We start from the raw sequence: 25,695 nt of genomic DNA on the forward strand, positions 1-25,695 counted from the left end.
AGAGTCACATGTCGCGTTATGCTTACGTCAACGGCCGATACGTCGATCATCGCGAGGCCAGCGTCCATATCGAGGACCGCGGCTACCAGCTTGCCGACGGCGTCTACGAGGTGGTGGGCGTGCGCGACGGCCGGCTGATCGACGAGAAGCTCCATCTCGACCGGCTCGACCGCTCGCTGCGCGAGCTGCGCATCGGCTGGCCGGTGGCGCGGCCGACGCTGGAATTCATCATCCGCGAGCTGATGCGGCGCAACCGCCTGCGCGACGGTCTGGTCTACATGCAGGTGACCCGCGGCGTCGCCCGACGCGACCACGCCTTCCCGACCCAGCCGGTGAAGCCCGCCCTGGTGCTCACGACCAAGAACACCAGGCGCATCGAGGCCGACGCCGGGGCCGGGATCGCCGTGAAGAGCGCGCCCGACATCCGCTGGGAGCGCTGCGACATCAAGACGGTCGCCCTGCTGCCCAACGTGCTGGCCAAGCAGGCGGCGCGCGAGAGCGGCGCCTACGAGGCCTGGCTGATCGACGGCCAGGGCAACGTCACCGAAGGCGCCTCGACCAACGCCTGGATCGTGACCAGGGACGGCGAGCTGGTCACCCGGGCCACCGACAACGGCATCCTGGCAGGCATCACGCGCCAGACGCTGAAGTCGATGGCCAGCGACCTCCAGCTCAAGCTCGTGGAACGGCCGTTCAGCCTCGAGGAGGCCAAGCAGGCGAGGGAGGCCTTCATCACCAGCGCCACCTCCTTCGTGACGCCTGTCGTGAAGATCGACGGCGCACCGGTGGCCGACGGCAAGGTCGGTCCCACCGCCCGGCGCCTGCGCGAGGAGTATGTGCGGTTCGCCGCGGAAGGCGAGGCGGTGACGTGACACGGCCCGGGGGGCTCCGGCCGCCACGGGCCGTCCTGTTCGACTGGGACAACACGCTGGTCGATACATGGCCCACCATCGTCGAATGCTATCGCGACACATTCTCGGCACTGGGGCAGACGCCCTGGACCGCCGACGAGGTGCGCGCCCGCGCCCACGGGTCGCTGCGCGACGCCTTCCCGGGGCTGTTCGGCGGCCGCGCGGGGGAGGCCGAGCAGATCTTCTACGACACGTTCCATCGCATCCACCTCGAGCGTCTGACCCCGCTGTCGGGCGCCACGGACCTCTTGGCGCGCTGCCGGGACCTCGGGTGCTACGTCGCCGTGGTGAGTAACAAGGTTGGGGACAACCTCCGCACCGAGATCGCCCACCTGGGCTGGGAGCGGTGGATATCGCGAGCCGTGGGCGCCCGGGACTGCCTGCGCGACAAGCCGGCACCCGATCCGATCTTCAAGGCGCTCGACGGCACGGGAATTGCCCCGGACGAGACTGTGTGGATGGTCGGGGACACCCCAGCCGATCTCAAATGTGCTCACGCCGCGGGCTGTCTGCCCGTCCTCGTGGGAGATCCGGATCGACTGGCGGGCATGCTCGCGGACCATCCGCCGCGGCTAAAAGCACGTAACTGTAATGAGTTGGTGGCATTGCTTTGAACTGATCGTCCCCTATATTCGATGACAACTCGGTAGCGGGTAGAGACCCGCCCCCTTCATGGCGGTCCTCCCGACCGTCCGATGCCCAGCAAGAGGCCAAGAACATGAGCGAAAAGGCACAGAATGTTCAGGACGTCTTCCTGAACCACCTGCGCAAGAACAAGACGCCCGTCACGATCTTCCTGGTCAACGGTGTCAAGCTGCAGGGTATCGTCACCTGGTTCGACAATTTCTCGGTGCTGCTGCGCCGCGACGGGCATTCGCAGCTTGTCTACAAGCACGCGATCTCGACCATCATGCCGGTCACGCCGGTGCAGCTGTTCGACGGCGACAAGGCCGAAGCAGCGGGCTGATTTGAGCGAAGATCTTCAGCAGAACGCAGAAGACAGAGGCAAGCGAAAGCCGTGGGAGACCGAGCGGCCGCGCACCGTCGCGGCCGTGCTGTCGCCCTATGCGCCCGGGGCGCGCCGCGAGGAGCGTGACCGCGACGCCAAGCTCGAGGAAGCCGTCGGGCTGGCGCATGCCATCGATCTCGACATCCGCCTGGCCGACAGCGTGCCGCTGCGCCACGTCACGCCCGCCACCCTGCTGGGCAAGGGCGTCGTCGAGCGGGTGAAGGAAGCCGTCAAGGAGCACGGCGTCGGCCTCGTGATCGTCGACGACCGTCTGACCCCGGTCCAGCAGCGCAACCTCGAGAAGGCCTGGGAAGCCAAGGTCATCGACCGGACCGGCCTCATCCTGGAAATCTTCGGCGCCCGCGCCCGCACCCACGAAGGCCGACTGCAGGTCGAGCTCGCGGCGCTGGACTACCAGCGCGGCCGCCTGGTGCGGTCGTGGACCCATCTCGAGCGCCAGCGCGGCGGCTTCGGCTTCCTCGGCGGCCCCGGCGAATCGCAGATCGAGATCGACCGGCGGCTGATCGGAGAGCGCATGGTGCGCATCCGGCGCGACCTCGACGCCGTCCGCCGCACCCGCGCCGTCAACCGGGCCGGCCGGCGCAAGGCCCGGCTGCCGACGGTGGCGCTGGTCGGCTACACCAACGCCGGCAAGTCGACCCTTTTCAATCGCCTGAGCGGCGCCGAGGTCACGGCCAAGGACCTGCTGTTCGCCACGCTCGACCCGACCATGCGGTCGATCCGGCTGCCGAACGGCAAGGGCTGCGTGATTTCCGACACGGTCGGTTTCGTGTCCGACCTGCCGACACATCTGGTCGCGGCCTTCCGCGCCACCCTTGAGGAAGTGCTCGAGGCCGACCTCGTCGTGCATGTCCGCGACATCTCCCATCCCGATTCCGAGCAGCAGCGGGCCGATGTCGAGGCTGTCCTGCACGATCTCGGCATCGCCGACGAGGAGGGGGCCGGCCCACCCGTCATCGAGGCATTGAACAAGATCGACGCCCTGCCGGCAGAAGCGCGGCTCCGCCTGCAGACGCGCTCGCTGACCGGAGCCGAGCGGGCACGCCAGTATCCGGTATCGGCCGTGACGGGCGAGGGGATCGACGACCTGCTCGGGGCGATCGGAGACATGCTGAGCCGGGCCGGCGAGGCGCGCGAGGTGTCGGTGCCGCTGAGTGACGGCGCCACGATCGCCTGGCTCTATCGCCATGGCGAGGTCAGGAGCCGCCACGACGAGGGCGAGATGGCCCGCCTGACGGTAGCCCTGGACGCTGCCGCCTCGGCCCAGCTCGAGCGTCGGCTCATGCGCTGAGGGTTGGGGCCCCGCGTTGACACCGGCCGGCCCTGCTACCTATAAGCGGCCCGGCCCGAGACGAAGGAAAGATCATGAAATTCAAGCCCTTGTACGATCGCCTGCTGCTGAAGCCGCTGGCTGCCGAGACCAAGACGAAGTCCGGCATCATCATTCCCGACACCGCCCAGGAGAAGCCGATGCAGGGTCAGGTCGTCGCCGTCGGCAAGGGCAAGCGCCTCGAGGACGGCCGCCTGCAGCCGCTCGACGTGAAGGTCGGCGACAAGGTCCTCTACGGCAAGTGGTCCGGCACCGAGGTTAAGCTGGGTGGCGTCGACCATGTGATCCTGAAGGAAGAGGATCTCTTCGGCATCGTCGGATAGGTCGATGCTGGGCCCGGCCGATTCGGAACGGGTCGCCGAGCTGATGCGCGAGACAGCGGCAGCGGAATTGCTGCCGCGCTTCCGCACACTTTCCAAGGAAGACATCCGCGAGAAGCGTCCCGGTGACGTCGTCACGGTTGCCGACGTGGCCGCCGAGCAGCGGCTGGCGAGCGGCCTGGCGAAGATCCTGCCTGGCGTGGCGGTCGTGGGCGAGGAGGCTGTCGACAGGGATCCCGGCCTGGTCGGCCTGATCGCGCGTCCGGGTGAGGCCTGCTGGGTCGTCGACCCGCTGGACGGCACCAACAACTTCGCGGCCGGCCGGGACCGGTTCGCCATGATCGTTTGCCTGGTGCGCGACACCGAGGCCGTGGCGGGCTGGATTCTCGACGTGCCGCGCGGCCATATGGCCGCGGCGCTCAAGGGGCAGGGCGTCACCCTCGACGGACGTACCGTGCGCCGCGAGCGCCCCGATCGGCCGCCGATCGGGTTCGTCGGCTTCAAGGTGCGCAACGAGTTCGAGCGGCAGCTGCCGGACGCGAGCCGCCGCCAGCTCGGGCGCCTGTCGACCCTGAGCTGCGCCGGCGCCGAGTATCTCGAGATCCTGTCCGGCCGAGCCGACTTCAACCTGTACCGCATGACCAAGCCCTGGGATCATGCGGCGGGCGCGCTGATGGTGGCCGAGGCCGGAGGCGCGGCCGAGCGCTTCGACGGCACGGCCTATCGGCCGGACCAGCCGCTGAATGGCGGCCTGATCGCGGCCGCGCACCCCGGTACGCTGTTCGAGGTGAGGGCGCTCATGGAGGCGATCCGCCTGCCCTTGCTGGCCGGCCTGCCCAAAGGTTGACGGGGCCGGCCTCCGGACCGTCAGACGCGCGTCTTGGCCTCCTGCCAAAAGGCTTCCATCTCCTCGAGGGTGGCCTCGGCCGGGGTCCGCCCGGTCTCGGCCAGGCGGCGCTCGATATGGCGGAAGCGCCGCTCGAACTTGGCGTTGGTGGCGCGCAGCGCGGCCTCAGGGTCGATCCTGGTGTGGCGGGCGAGGTTGGCGATGGCGAACAGCACGTCGCCCAGCTCGTCGGTGAGGCGGGCTTCGTCGATCGTCTCGGCCTCCAGCTCGCGGCGCAACTCGCCCAGCTCCTCCTCGATCTTGTCGATGACCGGTCCCGTCGCCTTCCAGTCGAATCCGACCCTGGCCGCCCGCTTCTGCAGCTTCTCGGCCCGCAACAGGGCGGGCAGGGCCCTGGCGACGCCGTCCAGGGTCCCGACCGGTGCCGCCGGGGCGCCCTTCGCGGCTCGCTCCGCCGCCTTGCGGGCCTCCCAGGCCGCGGTCTGCTCATGCGCCGTGGCGACCTCGGCGTCGCCGAAGACGTGCGGATGGCGGTCGACCATCTTGTCGCCGATCGCCGCCGCGACATCGTCGAAGGTGAAGGCGCCGGCCTCGTGGGCCATCTGGGCGTGGTAGACGACCTGCAGCAGCAGGTCGCCCAGTTCTTCCTTGAGCGCCGGCAGGTCGTCGCGCTCGATGGCGTCGGCGACCTCGTAGGCTTCCTCGATCGTGTAGGGTGCGATGGTGCGGAACGTCTGCTCGATGTCCCACGGGCAGCCGTGACGGCGGTCGCGCAGCCAGGCCATGATGGCCAGGAGGCGTGACAGAGGCTCGGCCGGCAGGGCGGCTGCCGTGGGGCGTTCGGTCGACATCGGTCCCCTTCGCTTGGTCCGGATTATCGTATAATATATATTATGACAAATATGGATTAGTTAATAATTGAATGGCATTACCAGGTAATACTCATGCTTTGGTTGAGAAGCGCCAACAAGCGAAGGCCGCGCGCGGCATCGCTCGTCGGCACGCCCAGCGTGATCAGCACACCCTCCTTGGCGTTCGACGGGTTCTGCCGCACGAGGTCGAAGACCACCCGTCGCTCCTGGTCGCCCTGCACCGGCGGCACATTCTCGTAGACGATCAGGAAGGTGCCGTCCGGCAGCTTCCGGGCCTGGGCCTTGACGCTCGGACGCCGTGCCTGGATGGAGCCGCTCTTGGTCGCCGCATAGTGCTCGGCATCCTTCACCCCCTCGAAGGCGAAGTCGACGCGCCACACGATCAGCCGGTAGCGCTTGTCGCTGCTGTAGGCGACACCGCGCTCCCAGTCCTCGGTGGCCTGCCAGCCCAGCGGGATGTTGATGTCGATCCGGATCGAGCCGAACTGGATGCGGGCGAAGCCCTGGTTGGCATCGATCCCCAGGACCTTCGAGGACACCTGGTTCGGCCCGCCGGCGGCCATCGGGTCGCCGCGGTAGAAGCTGGCGCCGTTGTCGCTCACGGCGAAGTCCCGGAAGGTCATGCCGCCGGTGTCCAGCGGCTGCGCCTGGGCCACCGTCGACGCTCCGGCGACGGCCAGCGCCGCGGCAAGTGCCGCCGCCAGCACCGAAACCTGCCGGGACCGCTTTTGTTTCACGTTACGCGACAGGCGAGGAAGGACGTTCAAGTATTTGAGAATAATCGACTATTCTCCTTCGACTTCGATGACGAGCCCGTCCCGGCAGGGCTGAACGTTGCCCGGCGTGACCCGATCGACCTCAGCATAGTCCATATCGACGTGGAGATTGGTCAGGAAGGCCCGCCGGGGCCGCACCTGCGCGATCCATTCGAGCGCCTGCTCGAGATGCGCATGCGTGGGATGCGGCCGGTAGCGCATGGCATCGACGATCAGCACCTCGACGCCCGCCAGCGTCGCCAGCGCCTCGTCCGACAGGTTCACCACGTCGTTGGCGTAGCCGACCGCGCCGAACCGGAAGCCCAGCGAGGTGGCGATGCCGTGATCCTGCACGAAGGGCGTCACCGGCACGCCGGCCGCCTCGAACGGCCCGGTGATCTCGTTGTACCGGTAGATCGGATTGTAGAAGCCGTCGTCGGCCTCGAAGCAGTAGCGGAAGCGCGGCAGCAGGATGCCGTAGGTCCGCCGGTCGGCCCAGGCCTCGATCACGCCCTGCCGCAGCATGTAGGGCCGCAGGTCGTCGATGCCGTGGACCTGGTCCGCATGCTCGTGCGTCCACAGGACGGCGTCGACGCGCTCGACCTCGGCATCCAGGAGCTGGTCCCGCAGGTCGGGCGAGGTGTCGACCAGCAGGGTCTTGCCGCGGTCCTGCACCAGGATCGAGCACCGGCGCCGCCGGTTGCGCGGGTCGGCCGGATTGGCGGCCCCCCACTGGCCCCTTCCCCCGACCCTCGGTACGCCACCCGACGTGCCGCAGCCCAGGATGGTCACCCGCACCGGGCGCGCTCCGCCTTGGCGAACAGCCGGAAGAAGTTGTCGGTCGTCGCGGCCTCGAGCTCGGCCACGCTCACGCCCTTGAGCTCGGCGACCTTGGCCGCGGTATGGGCGACATAGGCCGGCTCGTTGGTCTTGCCGCGCTTCGGAACGGGCGCGAGGTAGGGCGCGTCGGTCTCGACAAGCAGCCGGTCCAGCGGGATGTCGCGTACCGTGGCGCGCAGGCTGTCGGCGGCCTTGAAGGTGACGATGCCGGAGATCGAGATGTACATGCCGAGCGCCAGCGCCCGGCGCGCGACCTCCGGCCCCGAGCTGAAGCAATGGATCAGCCCGGTGAAGGCGCCCCGCGCGAACTCCTCCTCGAGGATGTCGCCGGTCTCGGAATCGGCATCGCGGGTATGGACGATCAGCGGCAGGCCGGTCTCTCGGGCGGCGGCGATGTGGGCCCGGAAGCTCTCGGCCTGCTCGGCGCGCGGACTGTGCTCGTAGTAGAAGTCGAGCCCGGTCTCGCCGATCCCCACGACCTCGGGATGGCGCGTCGCCTCGACCAGCCGGTCGGGCGTCTGCTGCCCCTCCTCCTTGGCCTCGTGCGGATGGACACCGACCGAGCACCAGACGTTGGCGTGGCGCTCGGCGATCGCCCGCACCCTCTGGAACTGGTCGAGCCGCGTGCCGATCGTCAGCATGCCGGCGACGCCCGCCGTGCGGGCGCGTGCCAGCACGCCGCCTTCGTCGGCCGCCAGCTCGGGGAAGTCGAGATGGCAGTGGCTGTCGATCAGCATCAGCGCCCCGCTCCCCGCTTCGCGTCCTGGCCCGGTTCGACGTAGCGCGGGAACACGCCCTGCGGCGGCGGCAGTGCGGTGCCGGGCACCAGCGCCTTGTCGAAGCCCGCGAAGGCCCGGTCCGCGGCATCGACGGCGAGCTGGTCGAGGATCCGCCCCGCCGATTCCGGCATGAAGGGCTGGACCAGCAGGGTCACCCGCCGGATCGTCTCGGCCAGCACCCAGAGGACGGTATCGCGCCGCGCCGGGTCGGTCTTGGCGAGCGCCCACGGTGCCTGCGCATCGACATAGCGGTTGGCGTCGGCGATCACTTCCCAGATCGCGGTCAGCGCCCGATGGAAGGCCTGCTCGTTCAACTCGGCCCGCACCGCCGCCAGCAGGCCGCCGGCGCGGTCGAGCAGGGCCGTGTCGGCCTCGACGGTCGCCCCCTTGGCCGGCACCTGGCCGCCGCAGTTCTTGGCCACGATCGACAGGACGCGCTGGCAGAGGTTTCCGTAGGCATTGGCGAGGTCGCCGTTCAGGCGCCCGACCAGCGCGCGCCGCTGCAGGTCGCCGTCGTTCCCGAACGGCACCTCGCGGAGCAGGAAGTAGCGCACCGGGTCGAGCCCGTAGGTGTGCACCAGCTCGACCGGGTCGATCACGTTGCCCAGCGACTTCGAGATCTTCTGGCCCTCGTTGGTCCACCAGCCGTGCGCGAACACGCGCTCGGGGGGCGCCACGCCGGCCGACATCAGGAACGCCGGCCAGAAGACGCAATGAAAGCGGATGATGTCCTTGCCCACCATGTGCAGGTTCGCCGGCCAGTACTTCCACAGCGGATCGGACGTGTCGGGAAAGCCGCACTCGGTGATGTAGTTGGTGAGCGCGTCCAGCCAGACGTACATGATGTGCCTGTCGTCTCCCGGCACCGGGATGCCCCAGGAGAAGCTGGTGCGCGACACCGACAGGTCCTGCAGCCCGCCCCTGACGAAACTGATGACCTCGTTGCGGCGGCTGTCCGGCGCGATGAAGCGCGGGTTCTGCTCGTAGAAGGCCAGCAGCCGCTCGGTCCAGGCCGACAGCTTGAAGAAATAGGACGGCTCCTCGACCCATTCGACCTCGGCGCCGCTCGCCGTGGCGCGGCGCTTGCCGTCGGTGCCGAGCTCGGTCTCGCCCTCGACGAAGTAGGCCTCGTCGCGCACCGAGTACCAGCCCGCGTAGCTGCCGAGATAGATGTCGCCCGACGCCACGAGCTTCTCCCACAGCGCCTGGCAGGCCGCGTAGTGGCGCGGCTCGGTCGTGCGGATGAAGTTGTCCGGGCTGTAGTTCATGGTCTTGACGAGGTCGCGGAACGACTGGCTCACCTTGTCGGTGAAGGCCTGCGGGTCCAGGCCCGCCGCCGCCGCCGCCTTCTCGACCTTCTGCCCGTGCTCGTCGGTGCCGGTCAGGAAGTGCACGTCGCGACCGTCGAGGCGCATGAAGCGGGCCAGCACGTCGCAGGCGAGCGTCGTGTAGGCGTGCCCGATATGGGGCACGTCGTTCACGTAGTAGATCGGCGTGGTGACGTAGTAGGTGCTGCGGCCCGACATGACGACTTGAACTCCGGACTGTCGCCCTTCCCGAGCGCCAGGGCCGGCGCTTCAGCGCATCGCCGATTGGAGAGCCAGGAAGCTTCCGAGCACCGTCTGCTTGCGGTCGAGATTGACCGCATCGGCACGGGACAACAGGTGGGCGACCTTTTCCCACGCCTCAATCCAGCGATCAAGGCTGGCCGCCGCCAGCAGCCTTGCCTGCAGCCCGCGCTCGGCAGGCACGACGGCGACGCCCTCCCCGCCCACGGCGGCCTGCCGCGCCAGGCTCTTCAGCCAGCCGTCGAACAGGAAGTTGAGCGAACGCCAGGCGGCGTTCGCCTCCTCTCCACGGCGCGCGAAGCGCTCGGCGAAGCCGTGCAGGCGCGGCATGTCGAGGTCGGGCAGCGTGGCCAGCACCGCCACCATCTCGCCATAGAGTTCGAGGCTGCCGGCGCCGGACAGTTCGAGGGCGCGCCCGATGCTCCCTTCGGCGAGGCGGGCCAGCGCCGTGCGCTCGTCCGCCGAGGTTCCCGGCGCGTGACGGTCCAGCAGGTCGCCGACGACGGCGTCCGACAGGGGCTGGAGGGAGAGCCGCCGGCAGCGCGACCGGATCGTCGGCAGCAGGCGGCCCGGCGTGTGCGTGACGATCAGCAGGACGGCGTTTGGCGGCGGCTCCTCGAGAATCTTGAGCACCGCATTGGCGCTGTTGCGGTTCATCTCGTCGGCCGAGTCGACGATGGCCACGCGCCACTGCCCCATCGCCGGCGTCATGTGCATGAAGCCGCCGAGCTGGCGCACGTCGTCGACGGCGATCTCGGCGCGCAGCCGGCCCGTGTCGTTCAGCGTGCGGCGGAGATGGAAGAGGTCCGGATGCGAGCGTGCCTCGATCAGCGATCGTCCGGGAGCGTCGGCGGCGACGTCGAGACTGTCCGACGGACCGCCGAACAGGGCATCCTGCTGCTGTCCGCACAGCAGGAAACGGGCGAAGCGCCAGGCCAGCGTGGCCTTGCCGATGCCGCGCGGCCCGGCGATCAGCCAGGCGTGGTGGAGGCGCGCGCTTCGATGGGCCGCGAGCAGGGTCTGCTCGGCAGCCTCGTGGCCGAGCAGACGCTCGGCCCGCCAGGGCGGCGGCCAGTCATGCGGCCATTCAAGCTTCTCGCGCTCGCCGGCATCGGTGGCGACCTTGCCCCTTGCCATCGGCTCAGCCTCCCAGGCGCTGCGTCACGGCGGCGCCGATCGCCGCTGCGATGGAATCGACGTCGCCTGTAGCATCGATCACGACGCAGCGCCCGGGTTCGCGAGCGGCAATGTCGAGAAAGCCGCCACGGACGCGCTCGTGAAAATCCCGCTGCAGTCCCTCGTAGCGGTTCTCGCTGCCGTGCCGGGCTGCCGCCCGCGCCAGCCCGACCTCGACCGGGAGATCGAGCACCAGGGTGAGATCGGGCCGGAAGTCGCCGACCGCCAGGTCGTACAGCTGCTGCAGCAGGTGCCGATCGATCCCGTGGCCGTAGCCCTGGTAGGCCGTCGTCGAATCGGCGAAGCGGTCGCAGACGACCCAGGCGCCGCGCGCCAGGGCGGGCCAGACGGTGGCCCGCAGATGGTCCCGCCGCGCCGCGAAGTGCAGCAGGGCTTCAGTCGTTCCGTCCCAGCGCTCGGCCGGACCTTCGACCAGAAGCTTGCGGACCATCTCGGCCCCCGGCGCGCCGCCGGGCTCGCGGGTCGCCACGACCTCGCGGCCCCGCTCCCCGAGCCATCGTCGGAGGCGCTGGATCTGGGTGGACTTTCCGGCGCCTTCGCCGCCCTCCAGGGTGATGAACCGCCCCGGGGCGTCTGGCCTCACGAAAGCCAGCCGAACAGGTAGTGCTGGATCATGCCGGTGACACGGCCGAACACGCCCCGGCGCGCGACATCGGTGCCGGCCAGGAGCTGGTACTCGACGACCCGGTTGTCGGGCAGGGTCAGCGCCGCCGTGCCGAGCGGCGTGCCCTTGGCGATCGGTGCGTTGATCGGCCCGTCGAAGCGCGCCACGACCCGCGGCGTGACGGCCTGGCCGGTCGGCGCGGTGATCTGCACGGGCCGCGCCACGACCAGGGGAACCGTGTCCTGGCTGCCCAGCCACACGGGGGCCTCGGCGACCGTGTCGCCGGCCCGGAAGACCGTGGTGTTGGCGGTCTCGCGGAAGCCCCATTCGACCAGTCGCGACGTTTCCTGCGCCCGTTCGGCCATCGAGCTCAGGCCGTTAACGACCAGGATCAGGCGCCGGCCATCCCGCACTGCCGAGGTCGTCTGCCCGTAGCCGCCCTCCTCCGTGTGGCCGGTCTTGAGCCCGTCGGTGCCCGGCGTCAGCTTGAGCAGCCGGTTGCGGTTGTCCTGCTTGATGTTGTTGTAGGTCCAGCTCGTCTCGGCATAGTAGCGGTAGAGGTCGGGGAACTCCTCGATGGTCCGCCAGGCCAGCAAGGCGAGGTCGCGCGCGGTCGTCCACTGGCCCTCGGCCGGCCAGCCCGAGGAGTTCTTGAACACCGACCCGGTCATGCCGAGCTCGCGGGCCTTTGCCGTCATGCGTGCGGCGAAGCTGTCCTCGTTGCCCGACAGGCCCTCGGCCACCACGACGCAGGCGTCATTGCCCGACAGGACGATCATGCCCTTGATCAGATCCTCGACCGAGACCTCGCTGCCGAGCTCGACGAACATGCGCGAGCCGCCCATGTTGCGGGCGCGCTCGCTGACCAGGAACTTCGTGTCGAGCTTGATGCGTCCCGCCTTCAGCTCCTCGAACACGATGTAGAGCGTCATCATCTTCGCCATCGACGAGGGATGCATCGGCTTGTCGGCATCCTTGAACAGCAGCACCGTCGAGGTCTGGGGATCGACCATGAAGGCGTACTTCGCCAGTGTGCCGATGCCGATCTGAGAAGGCGGCAGAGCCTCCGGCTTGACTGGCGCGGCGGCGGCGTTGTTCTTCGGCGGCGTGGCGCGCGGCTTGGTGGGCTTCTGCTGTCCCTGACGCTTGGACGACGGATCCTGCTGGGACGAGGCGGCGATCGGCGCGCCGATCAGGCACACCGCGGCGAGCAGCGCCACGAGGTGGCGCAATCGATCATTCAGAGACAACACGAGCATCCCCATAGCCAGAACGCTTCAGCCGGTCGGCCACGATACCGGCCGCATCCGGGGTGGTATAGGGCCCCAGCCGGACGCGGTACACCTCGCGGCCGCCGGCTGAAGCCTGGGATACCTCCGACGCGCCATAGCTGCGCACCAGCTCGCGCTGGCGCTCGGCATTGTCGGCACTGGAGAAGGAACCCGTCTGCACATAAAAGCCGCCGCTGCGCAGCGACGACACGATGGGCGCGCCGGCGCCAGCGGGGGCGCTGGCGGCGGCCAGCGTCGCCACGGTCGGACGGCCGTCGGAGGAAGGAACCTGCAGCGGCGGCGCCTGGAGCGTCGGCGGCTGTTGCGTCGTCGACCATGCAGCCTGCACGACCGGTGCAGGCTGCGGGGACGAGGCAACGGGCGGCGGTGGCGGTGGAGGCGCCGCGGCCTGGACCACGGGAGCCGCCGACCGGTTGCCGGACGCGGCGCGCGCCATCGCGCTGTACTGCTCGCTCGGTCCCCCGCCCGACATCGCGACGTCGCGCACGGCCATGCTCTCGGGGCCCAGCACCTCGACCCGCACGTGGGCCGTGCCGCGGCGCACGACGTCGAGTTCCTCGGCGGCGGTGCGCGACAGGTCGATGATCCGGTTGCGCGCGAACGGGCCGCGGTCGTTGATGCGCACGACGGTCGTGCGCCCGTTGTCGAGGTTGGTCACGCGCACGATCGCCGGCATCTGCAATGTCCGGTGGGCGGCCGTGCGGTCGCTCTGGTCGTAGCGCTCGCCATTCGCCGTCGACTTGCCGTGGAAGCCCGGCCCGTACCAAGAAGCCACGCCGGTCTCGACGAGGGTGAAGGATTCCTGCGGCGTGTAGGAAACGCCGTCGATCTTGTAGGGAGAGCCGACCTTGTAGCTGCCGCGCTGGGCGGCGCTGGCGCTGCTGCTCCGGCTGCCCGACGTCGAGCCGCAGGCCGCGACGCTGGCGGCCAGCAGCAGGGCCCCGCCCAGTCGCACGAGGGCCCCCGACCTGCGAGAGATGTCTACCGATAGCACCATCTGGGCGCCATCATACATCATCTTGCGGAGGCGAGGCAGCCACGGCGCCCCGGCCGGTCATGCAGCGATCTTGTCGGACAGGAGCCCCACGGCCAGCGCAAAGAAGTCCGACTGGTTCCAGCGCAGGATCGCGCGGAAATTTTCCGTCGTCAGATAGGTCGGGCCGTTCGCCCCCGCCGGGCGAACGATGCGCTGCCCCTTGGACGCCGGCGTTCCGGCCGGCACTTCCTGGCCCCAGCTCAGCCCGGGCCGCCAGCCGACCCTGCGAAGGTAGTTGGCGATCGAGGCGAAGACGTCGGCCTTGTTGGTCCAGATGTCCTTGCGGCCGTCGCCGTCGCCGTCGGCCGCGTAGGCGATGAAGCTGGTCGGGATGAACTGGCACTGGCCCATGGCGCCCGCCCACGATCCCTTCATGGCGTCGAAGCTGATATGGCCCTGGGCCAGGATCTTCAGGGCAGCCATCAGCTGCTGGCGAAAGAACTGGGCGCGGAAATTGTTGTAGACCAGCGTCGCCAGCGCATCGATGACCTCGAAGTCGCCGAGCCGCGTGCCGTAGTTGCTCTCGATGCCCCACAAGGCGACCAGGGTCGAAGGGGGGATGCCGGCCGGCGCGGCAAAGCGCTCGACCAGCTGGCGGTTCTCGGCCAGGCGCGCGCGGCCGTTCTTCACCCGCTCGTCGGATACGACGATCTGGAGGTAGCGCTCGAACGTCATCTTGAACTCGGGCTGGTTGCGCGCGAGCTCCATGACGCGGGGAATCTCCTGGACCTTGGACAGCGCCATGTCGACGGTGCCCTGGTCCACGCCCGATTTCAGCGCCTCGGCGCGCAGGCCGCGCAGAAAGGCATCGAACCTGGGATCGCCGCTCTGGGCGTGCGTCGGGCGCACGGCCAGGGACAGGGAACCGAGAGCGGCGGCTGAGCAGAGAAGGCGGCGACGGATCATGGCGCGGACACTACTGAGGAGCCGGATGAAGAAAAATACCTAAGTCTCTAGCGAGATGCCAATTTTTTATGTCCGGAACGATCGGTGTACCGGATGGGGCGCGCAAGGGGTAAAAGCGCGGGCACGGATGGGTGGCCGAGCGGTTTAAGGCACCGGTCTTGAAAACCGGCGTGGGTTCACGCTCACCGTGGGTTCGAATCCCACCCCATCCGCCAGCCGCGCCTGTTTGCTATCGATGTACCGCAGGAAGAGTTCGCCTCCTCCGTTGAGTGGGCCTCGTTCGCGCGAACTCATGAGGCGCTCCTTCCAGTCGACATGATCCGGCCGGCCGATGATTCGACGGCGAGGATCTCGTCGGCAAACCACGGACATGCTGCGCCCGACATGAAAGAACTTGCGCTCGCCCGGGCCGCGCCCGCGCGTTACGTTCTTGCCGTGGGAGTTCTTCTTCGGAGTAGACGCAATCGACGACGACCGCCGCCTGGATTCGAACTCATCGATGCTTCCCGGCCGCTCGCGACCACACTCCTGAAGAAATGACGTCCAACAGCCTTTTCCATTTCGGCCACCGGGCAGTGATGGGCACCCTTCGGCGCCTCCCCCTCCCGGCCGCGCGCTTCGGGTTTCGCGCCTATCACAAGGCAATGCGCAGCCTCGCGCCCGACCATGTCGCGCGGACGTACTTCGGGGCGCTCATGCATTGCGATCCTCGTGACCTGATCCAGCGCATGATCCTCTACTTCGGCGTCTGGGAGCCCAACGTCTCGCGGACGATCGAGCAGAACCTGGCGGCGGGCGATGTATTCGTCGATGTCGGCGCCAACGTCGGCTACGACACGCTGCTCGCCGCCACCCGCGTCGGTCCGACCGGACGGGTCGTGGCGATCGAAGCATCGCCCCGGACCTTCGCGCTGCTGCAGTCCAATCTCGCGCTGAACACGTTCGCCGACAACGTCCGTGCGGTGCATGCGGCGGTTTCCGACACGGCCGGCACGCTCGATCTCTACGAAGTCGACGCCGGCAATATCGGCGCGGCCACCACGCTCGCCACGCGCGGCGGGAAGCGCTCGGCGACGGTCGACGCGCTTCCTCTCGAGCGGATCCTGAGCGACGACGAACGCCGCCGCCTCCGCCTGATCAAGATGGACGTCGAAGGGGCCGAACCGCCCATCCTGCGCCACATTCTGGACCGCTTGCACGACTATCCGGAGACCATGGACATCATCGTCGAGGCAAGTCCAAACGACGACGCGATCGCCTGGCAAGCGATCTTCGAGCGTCTGCGCGGCAACGGCTTCTCCGCCTGGGCGATCGAGAATGAATATGGCCTGGACTGGTACCTGAAATGGCGGCATGCCCCGCCGCTGCGACGTCTCGATGAAATGCCTTCACGTCAGCAGGATCTTCTCTTCACGCGCCGCCAGCAGTTGGACCGGGACGGGACCTGAGGCGCGCCGTAGCGCGCCCAGACCCATCGCCGACCAGACTTTCCCGAGACACCATGCCTTCCCCCGATCGCATCCCGAATCGAGATTCGCCGCAGCGCGCCGCAGAATCGCTCCTGATCCTCGACATATCGAGACTGGTCTACGCGACCTGGACCCGGACGCCGACCGGCATTCCCCGCGTCGAGCTCGCCTATGCCCGGCACTTCATCGCCAAGGAGCCCGACAGGCTGCGCTTCGTCGTGCTCGACGCCATCGGCCGCCTGCGGATCGTGAAGACGGAGGCCGCCATCGGCTTCGTCAGGGCGATCTCGGCGTACTGGAACGAGGGGGTCTCCTCGACAGGCGCCTATGCCCGGCTGATCCTGCGGGCGCTCCGGCTCTATACCGGCCTCCTGCTCCGCCCCGGCAACGACATGAACCGATTGGTGGCCGGGCTCGGTTCCCGCGTGATCTACGTCATCCCGTCCCAGCTGCAGCTCGAGCGTTCTGCCCAGGTGGAACGGCTGAAGCAGGCCGGCGACGTGAAGATCGTCTACTTCGTGCACGACATCCTGCCGGCGCTGATGCCCGACTACTTCGAGGATGGCGCGCCCGAACGAACCCGCCGCCGCCTGACGAATGCGGCGCGTCTGGTCGATGCCATCGTCGCGAACTCGCAGGCGACCGCGGACGCCTTCCGCGACAGGTTCGGTCAGTCGCTTCCCCCGAGCTTCGTCACCGTGGCGCCGCTCGGCGTCAACCGGCCGGCGCGACCTTCCGGCACCGCCAAGCCGCCGGCCCCCTACTTCGTGATGCTCGGCACGATAGAGCCGCGCAAGAACCACCTCTTGATCCTTCAATGCTGGCGCAACCTGCTCGGCCTTGCGCCGGACCGCATGCCGACGCTCGTCGTGATCGGAAGCCGCGGCTGGAAGAACCGGGAGGTCTTCGACATCCTTGACAGGCCGGCGGAACTGCAGGGCTTCGTTCGCGAGCACGGTAAGGTCGCCGACACCGACGTGACGGAGCTCCTCATGGGCGCGCGAGCCCTGCTCATGCCGTCGCTCGCGGAAGGGTTCGGCCTGCCGCTGTCGGAAGCGCTGGCGGTCGGGACACCCGTGATCTGCAGCGATATTTCGGTCTTTCGCGAGGTCGGTGCCGGCGTGCCCGACTACCTGGACCCGGCCGACGAGCCGGCCTGGCGGGCGGCGATCCTGGATTATTCCGAACCAGACTCCTTGCGGCGGCGGCGCCAGCTCCGCAGGCTGGCCGCCTGGTCACCGCCGACCTGGCGCGATCACTTCAAGCGGGTCGAGGCGACGCTCGGGGCCCTGGAGAACTAGTTTAGGCGGGTCCACTCGCCGGCGCGGCCGCTCAGATCTCGTTGGCCTTGTGGAGTGCCGGCGCACGCGCCTGGTGCGCGGGCCGCACCGCGAAGCCCGGAGGCAGGACGGTCCTGGCGTCCGGAACGGCGGGGCGCTGGGCCACGGTACCGCCCGCCATCTGATGGTAGTCGACGCTGTAGGCGAGGATCGCGGTCGCGAGAAGGCCGATCCCGAACGTCGTGGCGATCGCCAGGAATTCCCTCATGTCCGCTGTCTCTCACGTCGATCCCGGTTGTCCGCCTGCCGCGGTTCCCCGGGAGAGAAGCGGGTCATGGTGTCATCGGGAAGGCGACTTCGTGCCGATCTCCGTGAATCCCGTGCCGAAGAAGGCGGTCGGAGCCCCCGTCAGCGGAACGGCGCGGCATACTGCATGCCGCCCTGCGTCGCGAGCTCGTTCATCGAGCGCGGGATCTTGAGAGCGGAGGTGCGTCCGACGTTGCGCTCGTAGACCTCGCCGTAGTTCCCGACCTGCTTGATGATGTTGTAGGCCCATTTGTCGTCGAGGCCGAGAGCCTTGCCCAGCCCCGGGGTCACGCCCAGCAGGCGCTTCACCGCGGGGCGGTTGCTGCCCAGCATCTGGTCGACGTTGCCGGACGTGATGCCGAGCTCCTCGGCCTCGAGCATCGCGTAGAACGCCCAGCGGACGATCTCCGAGAAGGCATGATCGTCGGCGCGGACGATCAGGCTGAGGGGCTCCCGCGAAGCCGATTCCGGCAGGACCAGGAAGTCGTGCGGGTTCGAGGCATAGGCGGCCCGGGCCGCGTAGACGGCTGAACGATCGGCCGTGAAGACGTCGCATTTGCCGGCGAAGAAAGCTGCCCGCAGCTCCTCGACCTTGTCGAACAGGACCGGCCGGTAGCTCATGCGGTTCTCGCGGAAGTACTCGTCGACGTTCTCGGCCGTGGTCGTGCCCGCCTGGATGCAGACCGTGGTGCCGTCGAGCTCGCGGGCGCTCCGCTTGCCGAGCCTGCGCGGAACCATGAAGGCCTGGCCGTCGACATAGTAGATCGCCACGAAGTCGAGGTTGAGGCCGGCGCTGCGCGACAGGGTCAGGGTGCTGCCCGACACCAGGATGTCGACGCCGCCGCCCTGCAGGGTCGGGAAGCGCTTGGCGACGTCGAGCGGCAGAATCTTGACCTTCTTCGCGTCGCCGAACAGGGCCGCCGCCACGGCGCGGCAGATGTCGACCTCGAGGCCGAAATACTGCCCTTTCTCGTCGCGCCGCGCGAAGCCCTGCGTGTCTCCGCGGGTCCCGCAACTCAGCTCTCCCCTCTTCTTCAGGGCGTCGAGCGGGGCGCCGGCGTGCGCGGCGTTGCCCACGGCCATGCTCGAGAGAACGAGCGAGATCAACCAAGTTCGATAGCGCATTGCCCACACCCTTCGCGGTTCACACCGTCGCGGCGGCGCGTTCCGTTCTCCCCCGGACAGCATGCCGGGTTGCCCGGCCGGTCCGCAACCATTCTCCTGCTGCACGGCCTACCTGACCCCATAGTGGGCGAATTCCTCGGCGACGTTGGGCAGCAGCGCCTTCGCCCGGGCGATGTCGGCATCGCCGGCGACCTTGTCGCCGAGCTTGATGCGTGCCCATCCGCGTCCGTAGTAGGCGCGAGGCCGCCGAGGGTCGATGGCCAGCGCCGCATCGTACTGGGCGACGGCCTTGGCGTACTGTCCCTGCTTGAGATCGATCAGGCCACGATTGATGTAGGGAAAGGCATCCTTGGGATTGAGCGCCTGCGCGGAGTCGCAGTCGGCGCGGGCCCCCGCCATGTCGTTGGCGAGCACGGCGCGCGCGATGCAGCGGTTGTTGAGCGCGGGATAGAGCTTGCTGTCGAGGTCGAGCGCCGTCGAGTAATCCTCGATCGCCTTGCCGTAGTCGCCCTTGCTGAAGTAGGCGATGCCGCGGCTGAGATAGTAGTTGGGATCCCTCGGACGAAGCTTGATCGCCTGGTCGAGATCCTCGATCGCGCTCTCGTAGTCGCCGAGCCCGAGGTAGATGTTGGAACGGGCGGCATAGATGCGCGGGTTGACCGCGTCGGTGACCTGCGCCGCCCGATAGTCGGCCAGGGCCCGCTCGATGTTGCCGCGGAAGCCCTCGATCTGGGCTCGATAGAAAAGGGCCGTCGGATCGTCAGGGGCGAGCTTCAGCGCCTCTCGGATGTCGGCGAAGGCCTGCCCGAAGTCCTTCTTGAGGCCGAAGGCGAATCCCCGCTGGATCAGCGCGTTGACGTTGTCGGGGGAAAGCTTGAGGGCCGCGTCGAAATCCTCGATTGCGTCGTCGACCTTGCCGGTGAAGATCTCGGCCATGCCGCGGTTGATGTAGGCCAAGGGCTCCTTGGGATCGAGCCTGATCGACTGGGAGTAGTCGTCGATGGCGCGCTTGTAGTCCTCGACGCGATGGAAGGCCGTGCCGCGCTCGAAATAGACCTGCGGTTGTTCGGGCGACAGCTTGACCGCTTCGTCGAAGTCCTTCAGCGCGTCGGCGACCCTGTCGAGCTTGAGGTAGGCGGCGCCGCGGCCGAGATAGGGCCGCGACTCTTTCGGCGTGATCTGCAGCGCCCGTCCGAAGTCCTCCAGCGCGGCCTCGTAGTCCTGCTTGTCGATCAGCGCCATGCCCCGCTGGTAGAAGGCGTGCGCGACCTGGTCGGCGAGTTGGGCGAGCTTGGGATCGCGATCCTTGGTCGCGAGCTGCAGGATGTCGGCGGTCTGCAGACCGAGGTCGATGGCCTGCTTGAAGTCCTGGATCGCGCGGTCGGGATTGTTCTTCTGGCGATAGACGACGCCCCGGTTCACCAGGGCGTTGATCTCCTTGGGATTGAGCTTGAGCGCCGCGTCGAAGTCGTCGATCGCCGCGTCGAAGTTGCCCTTCTTCGTGTAGTAGACGATGCCGCGATTGACGAGCGGCGCCGGGTCCTTTGGCGTGAGCTTGTGCGCCTCGCTGTAGTCCTCGAGCGCCTTGTTGGCGTCACCCGTGCGGTGATAGGCGATGCCGCGCTGCATGTGGGTGAAGGCCTGGCCCGGGTTGAGCCGCGCTGCCTCGGTGAAGTCGGCGATCGCCTCCTTGAGCTCGTCCTTGAAGAGATAGGAGGATCCTCGGCCGACGAAGGCGCCGGCGTCCTGCGGGTTGAGCCGGATCGTCTCGCTGAAATCGGCGATCGCCTTGTCGTATTCCTGCTTGTCGTAGTAGGCCAGCCCGCGCTGGAAGTGGGCGAAGGCCGCCTCCAGGGCCAGCCGATCGTTGGCCACCTGCTTGTCGCTCGACAACTGGCTGGTCACCGCGTCGGGCAGCAGCTTCGTGCTCACCGGCTCGATCTTCGGCGGCAGAAGCTTGATGGCCGAGGTGAAGTCGGCGATCGCCTTGTCGAGCTCGCCGCGCTTTCGGTAGACGATGCCGCGGTTGGTGTAGGCGCTGATCTCGCGGGGATTGATCTTGAGCGCCGCCGTGAAGTCGGCGATGGCGCCCTGCGTATTGTCCTTGCGGGTGTACAGCACGACGCCACGGCTGATCAGCGGATAGGTCGCGTTCGGCGCGAGGCGGATGGCGTCGCTGAAGTCCAGGATCGCCCGGTCGGCCTCGCCGATGGTCTGATAGATGACGCCGCGCTGGATGTAGTAATTGGGATTGAGCGGCGCGGACAGGATGAGGTCGTTCAGGACGCGCAGGGCGCTGCGGTAGTCGGCCTTGGCCCGCGCCTCGCTGCCCTGCCCCGTCTCGGAGAGGCCGCGAGTGAGATAGGCGAGCGCCAGGTCGCCCCCGGCGAGCTTGCCTTCCTTGATGGCTTCGGTGCAGGCCGCGACCTTTCCGGCGGCGCTCGCGCCGGTCAGCCCCTTGCAGACGTCGAACGCACTATGAGCCTCGCCCGGTTTAGCGCCCGGCGCCGGCTTCGCCTGTGCCCAGGCCGGCGAGGCAAGGCCGAGAGCCCCCGCCACGACGGCCGCGCAGGCCGCGAACCGTGCGGCCCCGCACATCCAACCCCACATCGACTGCCCTCGCTTTGCGCGGCGCCGGCCCCCAATAGCCGACAGGCGCCGGCGGCAAGGTGACAAACTCTCGCGACTTTTCAAGGGCCAGGACGACGCTATCGCTGCAAGGAGGCAACGCGGCTACCGCCGATTATCATGTCGCCGGGCGTCCGTGTAGACTGGCTGGCATGCAAAGCCTCACCACCGCTCAAGCCGTCGTTTCGATGCTGGAATTGAACGGCATCGACACCCTCTTCTGCTTGCCCGGCGTGCAGAACGATCCGTTCTTCGATGCCCTGTATGACCGGACCAACGCGATCCGGCCCATCCATGCCCGCCACGAGCAGGCCTGCGCGTACATGGCCCTGGGCTATGCCATGGCGACGGGCGGGCCCTCGGCCTATGTGGTCGTGCCGGGGCCGGGCTTCCTGAACACGACCGCCGCGCTGTCGACGGCCTACGCCGTGAACGCGCCGGTCCTGGCGCTCACCGGGCAGATCCAGCAGTCGATGATCGGCCGCAACGTCGGCCTGCTGCACGAGCTGCCCGACCAGCTCGCCATCATGCGCGGCCTCACCAAGTGGGCCGACCGCATCCCCTCGCCCGCCGCCGCGCCCGGCCTCGTCAACGAAGCGTTCCGTCGGCTGCTTTCGGGCCGGCGCCGCCCGGTCGCTCTCGAATGCGCCATGGACACCTGGGCACGGAAGGCGCCGGTCGAGCTGCTCCCGGCGCCGGCGCAGGCCGACCCCTGCCCGGTCGACGAGGATGCCGTCGAACGCGCGGCCAAGCTGCTGGGGGGCGCCCGCCATCCGATGATCGTGGTCGGCGGCGGCGCCCAGGAGGCCGGCGAGTCCATCGCCCGCATCGCCGAGATGCTCGACGCCCCGGTGATGACGGGCCGCATGGGACAGGGCGTGATCGACGGCCGCCACCGCCTGTCGGTCACCATGCCGGCCGGCTATCGCTTCTGGGGAGAGGCCGACGTCGTGCTGGCCGTCGGCACGCGCCTGCAGCCCCAGCAGCAGAACTGGGGCCTCGACGACGCGCTCAAGATCATCCGCGTCGACATGGACAGCGAGGAGCTCGACCGCCATCGCCGGCCCGAGGTCGGGATCGTGGGGGACGCCGCCGCGACCATGAAGGCGCTGGCCGACCGGCTCGGCCGGCACGTCGGCAAGCATGACGGCCGCGCCGAGCACGTCGCCGGGATCAAGGCCGCCGCTGTCAAGATGGTGCGCGAGAAGCTGGCGCCCCAGGTCGCCTACCTCGAGGCCATCCGCGCGGCGCTGCCGGAGGACGGCATCCTCGTCGACGAGCTCACCCAGATGGGCTACGCGGCCCGCCTCGCCTGGCCGACCTACCGGCCGCGCACCTTCCTGTCGCCCGGCTACCAGGGAACGCTGGGCTGGGGCTACGCCACGTCGCTCGGCGTCAAGGTCGCCCGGCCCGACACGCCGGTCGTGTCGATCAGCGGCGACGGCGGCTTCCTGTTCACTGCCATGGAGATGGCGACGGCGGCGCAGCACGGCATCGGCGTCGTGGCGGTCGTGTTCAGCGACGGCGCCTACGGCAACGTGCGGCGCATCCAGCAGCAGGCGTTCAACAACCGCACCATCGCCAGCGACCTGCGCAACCCCGACTTCGTCAAGCTGGGCGAGAGCTTCGGCATCCACGCCGAGCGCGTCTCCTCGCCTGAGGCGCTCGGCGCCGCCATTGCGCGCGGGATCGCCAAGGGATCTCCGGTCCTCATCGACTGCCCGGTCGGCGAACTCCCCGATCCCTGGTCGATCGTCCAGGTGCCGCGGAACCGGCCGGCGAAGGCGTAGCGACGGTCGCCGGCGCCCCCTGCTCAGGCGCCGTAGGTCTTGAGGACGTCGGGATCGGGATCGCGTCCGAGACCCGGTCCGGTGGGCACGGCGAAGCCACCGTCCACGGGATCGATCAGGCCGCCGTACAGGCTCGCCTCGAGATCCATGTGGTAGCGCTCGACCATGCCGTCCGGCCCGCCGTGCGCGGCCAGAAGATGCAGCGTGGCGAGGAAGCCCGGCCCGAAGTACGGCGAATGCGGCATCAGCGTCACGCCGGCCGCATCGGCCAGGCTCGCCACCTTCAGGAACTCGGTGACGCCGCCCACCTTGGTGACGCTGGGCTGGGCATAGTCGACGGCACCGGCTGCGAACATGTCGCGGAACTGGAAGGAGGTGCAGTTGTTTTCGCCGGCCGCCATGGGCACGCCGGTGCCCGCGCGAAGGCGGGCGATTGCGGCGAAATCCTCGGGCGGGAAGATCGGCTCCTCGAGCCAGTGGAGATCGTAGGGGCGCAGCCTGAGCGTCATGTGCCGCGCCTGCTCCGGCGTCCACGGGCAGTTGGTGTCGACCATGATGGCCACGTCGTCGCCGGCCGCCAGCCGCGCCGCCTTGACCTCCGCCTCCTCGGTCTCGTGCAGCTTGATGTGGCGGTAGCCCTGCTGCACGGCGATCTTGGTGCGGGCGGCGACCTTCTCGGGATCGCGGTACTTCAGCAGGCTGGCGTAGGCCGGGAGCTTCTCCCGCCCGGCGCCGCCCAGCAGGCGATGCAGCGGCAGGCCTGCCGCCTTGCCGGCGATGTCCCACAGCGCGATGTCGAGCCCCGACAGGGCGAAGATCGTGATGCCATAGCGGCCGAACAGATGCAGCTTCTGCTGCAGATCGTAGCTCAGGCGCGCGATGTCCCTTGCGTCCTGGCCGATCGCCAGGGGCGCCACCATGTTGAGCACGGCCGCTCGCACCGCGTCGGTGCAGGCATAGCAGAAGGCCTCGCCCCACCCGACGAGGCCGGTGTCGGTCTCGACCCGGACCAGCAGGATGTTGTTGGTCGTCCAGGTCCGCAGGCCCTCACCCCGGTGATCGCCTCCGAACGTGTACGGGATCTTCACCGAGCGGCAGTCGATGCGTGCGATCTTCATTCGATCCTCCCCTTGCGCCTGATGTCGGCGAGCAGCCGTTCGGCATGGACCCGGTCCGCGAGGCGCTTGGAGGCGAAGCGCGGATCGCCGGCGGGCGCGGCCGCCAGCAGGTGCCGCGCCAGCCCGGGCGGCAGCGGCGGCGGCTCGGTATGGTCCTCGGGCATCTCGACCTCCGCCTGCGCGAAGTAGGTCTGCCCGTCTCCTCCCTTGAAGAAGTCGACGTCCCAGTGGAAGACGCCGTCGGGCCAGGAGTAGCGCACCTTGACCAGCGTCTCGCGGCACTGGGACCAGAGGCGCGCGAAGTCGCTTCCGTCGATCTCGGTCTCGATCTCCAGGACCTGGCCGTCGATCGGGCGCTTGTAGGTGAAGAGATGATGCAGCGCGCCACCGCTCTCGACGGACCGGATGCGCATTCCCGACACGTCGAGATGGGCCTGGCGCAGCAGGCTCCTGGTCACGTCCGGTCGCGCGGCGAGGGTCGCCTCGAGCGCGGCTTCATCTTTCAGGACAAATTTTCGTTCGTTCTCGATCGGCATGGTAGGTTCGCTGCATGGCCGCACAGACCCTCGATGACCTGCCGACGCCCGCGCTCATTCTCGACCGGGCGATCCTGCGCCGCAACCTCAAGCGCATGAGCGATCGGCTGCGCGACGCCGGAGTCGCGCTCCGTCCCCACCTCAAGACCGCGAAGTCGGTCGAGATCGGCCGCATGGCGGTCGACGGCCATGACGGGCGGATCACCGTGTCGACCTTGGCCGAGGCGCGCTACTTCGCCGACGGCGGCTTCACCGACATCCTGTACGGCGTCGGAATCGTCCCCTCGAAGCTGCCGGCGGTCGCCGACCTGCGGCGTCGCGGCGTGAACCTGCGCGTCGTCACCGACAGTGCGGCCGTCGCCCGGGCAATCGCTGATGCCGCCACGGACGGCGACACCTTTTCGGTCTTCATCGAGATCGACAGCGGTGCGGGCCGCGCCGGCCTGCCCTGGCCGGAGCTGCCCGGCCTGCTCGAGATCGCGCGCATCCTGCAGGCCGCGCCGGGCGTGGAACTCGCCGGCGTCATGACCCATGCCGGCCATTCCTACCACGAGAGCACGCCGGAGGGCGTCGCGGCCGTGGCCGAGCGCGAGCGCCAGGCGATCGTCGGCGCGGCGGAAGCGCTTCGTGCCGCCGGGCTCCCCTGCCCCATCGTGTCGGCGGGGTCGACGCCCACCGCGGTCCATTCCCGCGACTTCACGGGCATCACCGAGATGCGCCCGGGCGTCTATGTATTCAACGACCTCGACCAGGAATGCATCGGTGCCTGCGGGCCGCAGGACATCGCCCTGTCGGTCCTGGCCTCGGTCATCGGCCACTATCCGCATCGCAACCAGATGCTCGTGGACGCGGGCGCCCTGGCGCTGTCCAAGGACATCAGCGCCCAGGAATTCAGGCCGCAGGTCGGCTTCGGCACCATCGTCGACGCGCCGGTGAAGGACATGGCGGTCGTGGCCTGCTCGCAGGAGCACGGCTTCGTGGGCGCCCCCGATCCCCTCCCGTTCGGCAACCTCCCGATCGGATCGCGCGTGCGCGTGCTCCCCAACCATGCCTGCATCACCGCGGCCGCCTACGACCGCTACTATGTGGTGGACAGCGAGGTCGACGGCGGCCGGTCGGTGGTCGACGTCTACGACCGCATCAACGGCTGGTAGGC

Annotated in this window: 25 protein-coding genes and 1 tRNA gene; 11 read left to right on the forward strand and 15 right to left on the reverse strand. The window is 68.7% G+C overall.

What is annotated here, in order from left to right; all coding sequences use genetic code 11:
- Positions 1-8: 8 nt before the first annotated feature.
- From ACO073_RS16290 to ACO073_RS16315, 6 genes are all read left to right on the forward strand, one after another.
- Positions 9-872, forward strand: coding sequence for a D-amino-acid transaminase (locus ACO073_RS16290; protein ID WP_421998687.1), 864 nt, complete (start codon positions 9-11; stop codon positions 870-872).
- The gene (locus ACO073_RS16295) at positions 869-1,525 is read left to right on the forward strand and encodes an HAD family hydrolase (RefSeq protein WP_421998688.1); all 657 of its coding nucleotides are present in this window, start codon (positions 869-871) and stop codon (positions 1,523-1,525) included. Before ACO073_RS16290 ends, ACO073_RS16295 begins: the two co-directional genes overlap by 4 nt.
- 104 nt (positions 1,526-1,629) lie before the next feature.
- Entirely contained in the window at positions 1,630-1,878 is a 249-nt protein-coding gene (hfq, locus tag ACO073_RS16300; protein WP_296336111.1) for an RNA chaperone Hfq, read from the forward strand.
- 1 nt (position 1,879) lies between these two features.
- Positions 1,880-3,232, forward strand: a complete 1,353-nt coding sequence (gene hflX, locus ACO073_RS16305; RefSeq protein ID WP_421998690.1) for a GTPase HflX — start codon at positions 1,880-1,882, stop codon at positions 3,230-3,232.
- A gap of 74 nt (positions 3,233-3,306) precedes the next feature.
- Entirely contained in the window at positions 3,307-3,594 is a 288-nt protein-coding gene (locus tag ACO073_RS16310) for a co-chaperone GroES (protein ID WP_421998692.1), read from the forward strand.
- Positions 3,595-3,598: 4 nt separating this feature from the next.
- Positions 3,599-4,438, forward strand: a complete 840-nt coding sequence (locus ACO073_RS16315; protein WP_421998693.1) for an inositol monophosphatase family protein — start codon at positions 3,599-3,601, stop codon at positions 4,436-4,438.
- Between the two features lie 20 nt (positions 4,439-4,458).
- On the opposite strand, the gene mazG is transcribed toward ACO073_RS16315, so the two are convergent.
- The 10 genes from mazG to ACO073_RS16365 all read right to left on the reverse strand — a co-directional run bounded on the left by mazG (position 4,459) and on the right by ACO073_RS16365 (position 14,287).
- Positions 4,459-5,289: a nucleoside triphosphate pyrophosphohydrolase gene (mazG, locus tag ACO073_RS16320; RefSeq protein WP_421998695.1), complete on the reverse strand. Its 831-nt coding sequence runs from the start codon at positions 5,287-5,289 to the stop codon at positions 4,459-4,461.
- Between the two features lie 77 nt (positions 5,290-5,366).
- The gene (locus tag ACO073_RS16325) at positions 5,367-6,047 is read right to left on the reverse strand and encodes a hypothetical protein (RefSeq protein ID WP_421998696.1); all 681 of its coding nucleotides are present in this window, start codon (positions 6,045-6,047) and stop codon (positions 5,367-5,369) included.
- Positions 6,048-6,095: 48 nt separating this feature from the next.
- The gene (locus ACO073_RS16330; protein ID WP_421998697.1) at positions 6,096-6,863 is read right to left on the reverse strand and encodes an MBL fold metallo-hydrolase; all 768 of its coding nucleotides are present in this window, start codon (positions 6,861-6,863) and stop codon (positions 6,096-6,098) included.
- Complete coding sequence (locus tag ACO073_RS16335) at positions 6,854-7,642, reverse strand: TatD family hydrolase (protein WP_421998698.1); 789 nt, start codon at positions 7,640-7,642, stop codon at positions 6,854-6,856. The genes ACO073_RS16330 and ACO073_RS16335 overlap by 10 nt, the downstream gene beginning before the upstream one ends.
- The gene (gene metG, locus ACO073_RS16340) at positions 7,642-9,210 is read right to left on the reverse strand and encodes a methionine--tRNA ligase (RefSeq protein WP_421998699.1); all 1,569 of its coding nucleotides are present in this window, start codon (positions 9,208-9,210) and stop codon (positions 7,642-7,644) included. The genes ACO073_RS16335 and metG overlap by 1 nt, the downstream gene beginning before the upstream one ends.
- A 51-nt stretch (positions 9,211-9,261) precedes the next feature.
- Positions 9,262-10,389 carry a DNA polymerase III subunit delta' gene (locus ACO073_RS16345; RefSeq protein ID WP_421998700.1) on the reverse strand — a complete coding sequence of 376 codons (1,128 nt, stop codon included), beginning with the start codon at positions 10,387-10,389 and terminating at the stop codon, positions 9,262-9,264.
- A 4-nt stretch (positions 10,390-10,393) separates the two neighbouring features.
- Entirely contained in the window at positions 10,394-11,032 is a 639-nt protein-coding gene (gene tmk / locus ACO073_RS16350; protein WP_421998702.1) for a dTMP kinase, read from the reverse strand.
- Positions 11,029-12,306 carry a D-alanyl-D-alanine carboxypeptidase family protein gene (locus ACO073_RS16355; RefSeq protein ID WP_421998703.1) on the reverse strand — a complete coding sequence of 426 codons (1,278 nt, stop codon included), beginning with the start codon at positions 12,304-12,306 and terminating at the stop codon, positions 11,029-11,031. The genes tmk and ACO073_RS16355 overlap by 4 nt, the downstream gene beginning before the upstream one ends.
- Positions 12,290-13,300 (reverse strand): septal ring lytic transglycosylase RlpA family protein, encoded by a 1,011-nt coding sequence (locus ACO073_RS16360; RefSeq protein WP_421998705.1) that lies wholly within the window; start codon positions 13,298-13,300, stop codon positions 12,290-12,292. The genes ACO073_RS16355 and ACO073_RS16360 overlap by 17 nt, the downstream gene beginning before the upstream one ends.
- A gap of 99 nt (positions 13,301-13,399) precedes the next feature.
- Positions 13,400-14,287, reverse strand: coding sequence for a lytic murein transglycosylase (locus ACO073_RS16365; protein ID WP_421998707.1), 888 nt, complete (start codon positions 14,285-14,287; stop codon positions 13,400-13,402).
- Between the two features lie 125 nt (positions 14,288-14,412).
- Here ACO073_RS16365 and ACO073_RS16370 point away from each other — a divergent pair.
- The 3 genes from ACO073_RS16370 (at position 14,413) to ACO073_RS16380 (ending at position 17,057) form a co-directional block, all read left to right on the forward strand.
- A tRNA-Ser gene (locus ACO073_RS16370) sits at positions 14,413-14,502 on the forward strand.
- 321 nt (positions 14,503-14,823) lie between these two features.
- Positions 14,824-15,735 carry an FkbM family methyltransferase gene (locus ACO073_RS16375; protein WP_421998709.1) on the forward strand — a complete coding sequence of 304 codons (912 nt, stop codon included), beginning with the start codon at positions 14,824-14,826 and terminating at the stop codon, positions 15,733-15,735.
- 53 nt (positions 15,736-15,788) lie between these two features.
- The gene (locus ACO073_RS16380; protein WP_421998711.1) at positions 15,789-17,057 is read left to right on the forward strand and encodes a glycosyltransferase family 4 protein; all 1,269 of its coding nucleotides are present in this window, start codon (positions 15,789-15,791) and stop codon (positions 17,055-17,057) included.
- A gap of 31 nt (positions 17,058-17,088) precedes the next feature.
- Here ACO073_RS16380 and ACO073_RS16385 read toward each other — a convergent pair whose 3' ends face one another.
- The 3 genes from ACO073_RS16385 to ACO073_RS16395 form a co-directional block, all read right to left on the reverse strand.
- Positions 17,089-17,304, reverse strand: a complete 216-nt coding sequence (locus ACO073_RS16385) for a hypothetical protein (protein WP_421998713.1) — start codon at positions 17,302-17,304, stop codon at positions 17,089-17,091.
- A gap of 140 nt (positions 17,305-17,444) precedes the next feature.
- On the reverse strand, positions 17,445-18,449 hold the full coding sequence (locus ACO073_RS16390; protein ID WP_421998715.1) for an amino acid ABC transporter substrate-binding protein: 1,005 nt from the start codon (positions 18,447-18,449) through the stop codon (positions 17,445-17,447).
- A gap of 126 nt (positions 18,450-18,575) precedes the next feature.
- Complete coding sequence (locus ACO073_RS16395) at positions 18,576-21,065, reverse strand: tetratricopeptide repeat protein (RefSeq protein ID WP_421998717.1); 2,490 nt, start codon at positions 21,063-21,065, stop codon at positions 18,576-18,578.
- Between the two features lie 182 nt (positions 21,066-21,247).
- On the opposite strand from ACO073_RS16395, the gene ACO073_RS16400 reads away from it, so the two are divergent.
- Positions 21,248-22,885, forward strand: coding sequence for a thiamine pyrophosphate-dependent enzyme (locus ACO073_RS16400; protein WP_421998719.1), 1,638 nt, complete (start codon positions 21,248-21,250; stop codon positions 22,883-22,885).
- 23 nt (positions 22,886-22,908) lie between these two features.
- Here ACO073_RS16400 and ACO073_RS16405 read toward each other — a convergent pair whose 3' ends face one another.
- Both ACO073_RS16405 and ACO073_RS16410 read right to left on the reverse strand, forming a co-directional pair.
- Positions 22,909-24,003, reverse strand: coding sequence for a mandelate racemase/muconate lactonizing enzyme family protein (locus ACO073_RS16405; RefSeq protein WP_421998721.1), 1,095 nt, complete (start codon positions 24,001-24,003; stop codon positions 22,909-22,911).
- Complete coding sequence (locus tag ACO073_RS16410; protein ID WP_421998723.1) at positions 24,000-24,539, reverse strand: hypothetical protein; 540 nt, start codon at positions 24,537-24,539, stop codon at positions 24,000-24,002. The genes ACO073_RS16405 and ACO073_RS16410 overlap by 4 nt, the downstream gene beginning before the upstream one ends.
- 14 nt (positions 24,540-24,553) lie before the next feature.
- On the opposite strand from ACO073_RS16410, the gene ACO073_RS16415 reads away from it, so the two are divergent.
- A complete protein-coding gene (locus ACO073_RS16415; protein ID WP_421998725.1) occupies positions 24,554-25,693 on the forward strand; it encodes an alanine racemase in 1,140 nt (379 codons plus the stop codon).
- Positions 25,694-25,695: the final 2 nt, after the last annotated feature.

The sequence above is a fragment of the Reyranella sp. genome, from assembly GCF_965229815.1.
Taxonomy (GTDB): domain Bacteria; phylum Pseudomonadota; class Alphaproteobacteria; order Reyranellales; family Reyranellaceae; genus Reyranella.

Coding starts and splice junctions, on each gene's coding strand:
- ACO073_RS16405 (WP_421998721.1), bottom strand. CDS start 24,003: ATGAAGATCGCACGCATCGACTGCCGCTCGGTGAAGATCCCGTACACG.
- mazG (WP_421998695.1), bottom strand. CDS start 5,289: ATGTCGACCGAACGCCCCACGGCAGCCGCCCTGCCGGCCGAGCCTCTG.
- ACO073_RS16290 (WP_421998687.1), top strand. CDS start 9: ATGTCGCGTTATGCTTACGTCAACGGCCGATACGTCGATCATCGCGAG.
- metG (WP_421998699.1), bottom strand. CDS start 9,210: ATGTCGGGCCGCAGCACCTACTACGTCACCACGCCGATCTACTACGTG.
- ACO073_RS16380 (WP_421998711.1), top strand. CDS start 15,789: ATGCCTTCCCCCGATCGCATCCCGAATCGAGATTCGCCGCAGCGCGCC.
- ACO073_RS16310 (WP_421998692.1), top strand. CDS start 3,307: ATGAAATTCAAGCCCTTGTACGATCGCCTGCTGCTGAAGCCGCTGGCT.
- ACO073_RS16335 (WP_421998698.1), bottom strand. CDS start 7,642: ATGCTGATCGACAGCCACTGCCATCTCGACTTCCCCGAGCTGGCGGCC.
- ACO073_RS16415 (WP_421998725.1), top strand. CDS start 24,554: ATGGCCGCACAGACCCTCGATGACCTGCCGACGCCCGCGCTCATTCTC.
- ACO073_RS16385 (WP_421998713.1), bottom strand. CDS start 17,304: ATGAGGGAATTCCTGGCGATCGCCACGACGTTCGGGATCGGCCTTCTC.
- ACO073_RS16375 (WP_421998709.1), top strand. CDS start 14,824: ATGACGTCCAACAGCCTTTTCCATTTCGGCCACCGGGCAGTGATGGGC.
- ACO073_RS16395 (WP_421998717.1), bottom strand. CDS start 21,065: ATGTGCGGGGCCGCACGGTTCGCGGCCTGCGCGGCCGTCGTGGCGGGG.
- hfq (WP_296336111.1), top strand. CDS start 1,630: ATGAGCGAAAAGGCACAGAATGTTCAGGACGTCTTCCTGAACCACCTG.
- ACO073_RS16410 (WP_421998723.1), bottom strand. CDS start 24,539: ATGCCGATCGAGAACGAACGAAAATTTGTCCTGAAAGATGAAGCCGCG.
- ACO073_RS16365 (WP_421998707.1), bottom strand. CDS start 14,287: ATGATCCGTCGCCGCCTTCTCTGCTCAGCCGCCGCTCTCGGTTCCCTG.
- ACO073_RS16345 (WP_421998700.1), bottom strand. CDS start 10,389: ATGGCAAGGGGCAAGGTCGCCACCGATGCCGGCGAGCGCGAGAAGCTT.
- ACO073_RS16400 (WP_421998719.1), top strand. CDS start 21,248: ATGCAAAGCCTCACCACCGCTCAAGCCGTCGTTTCGATGCTGGAATTG.
- ACO073_RS16315 (WP_421998693.1), top strand. CDS start 3,599: ATGCTGGGCCCGGCCGATTCGGAACGGGTCGCCGAGCTGATGCGCGAG.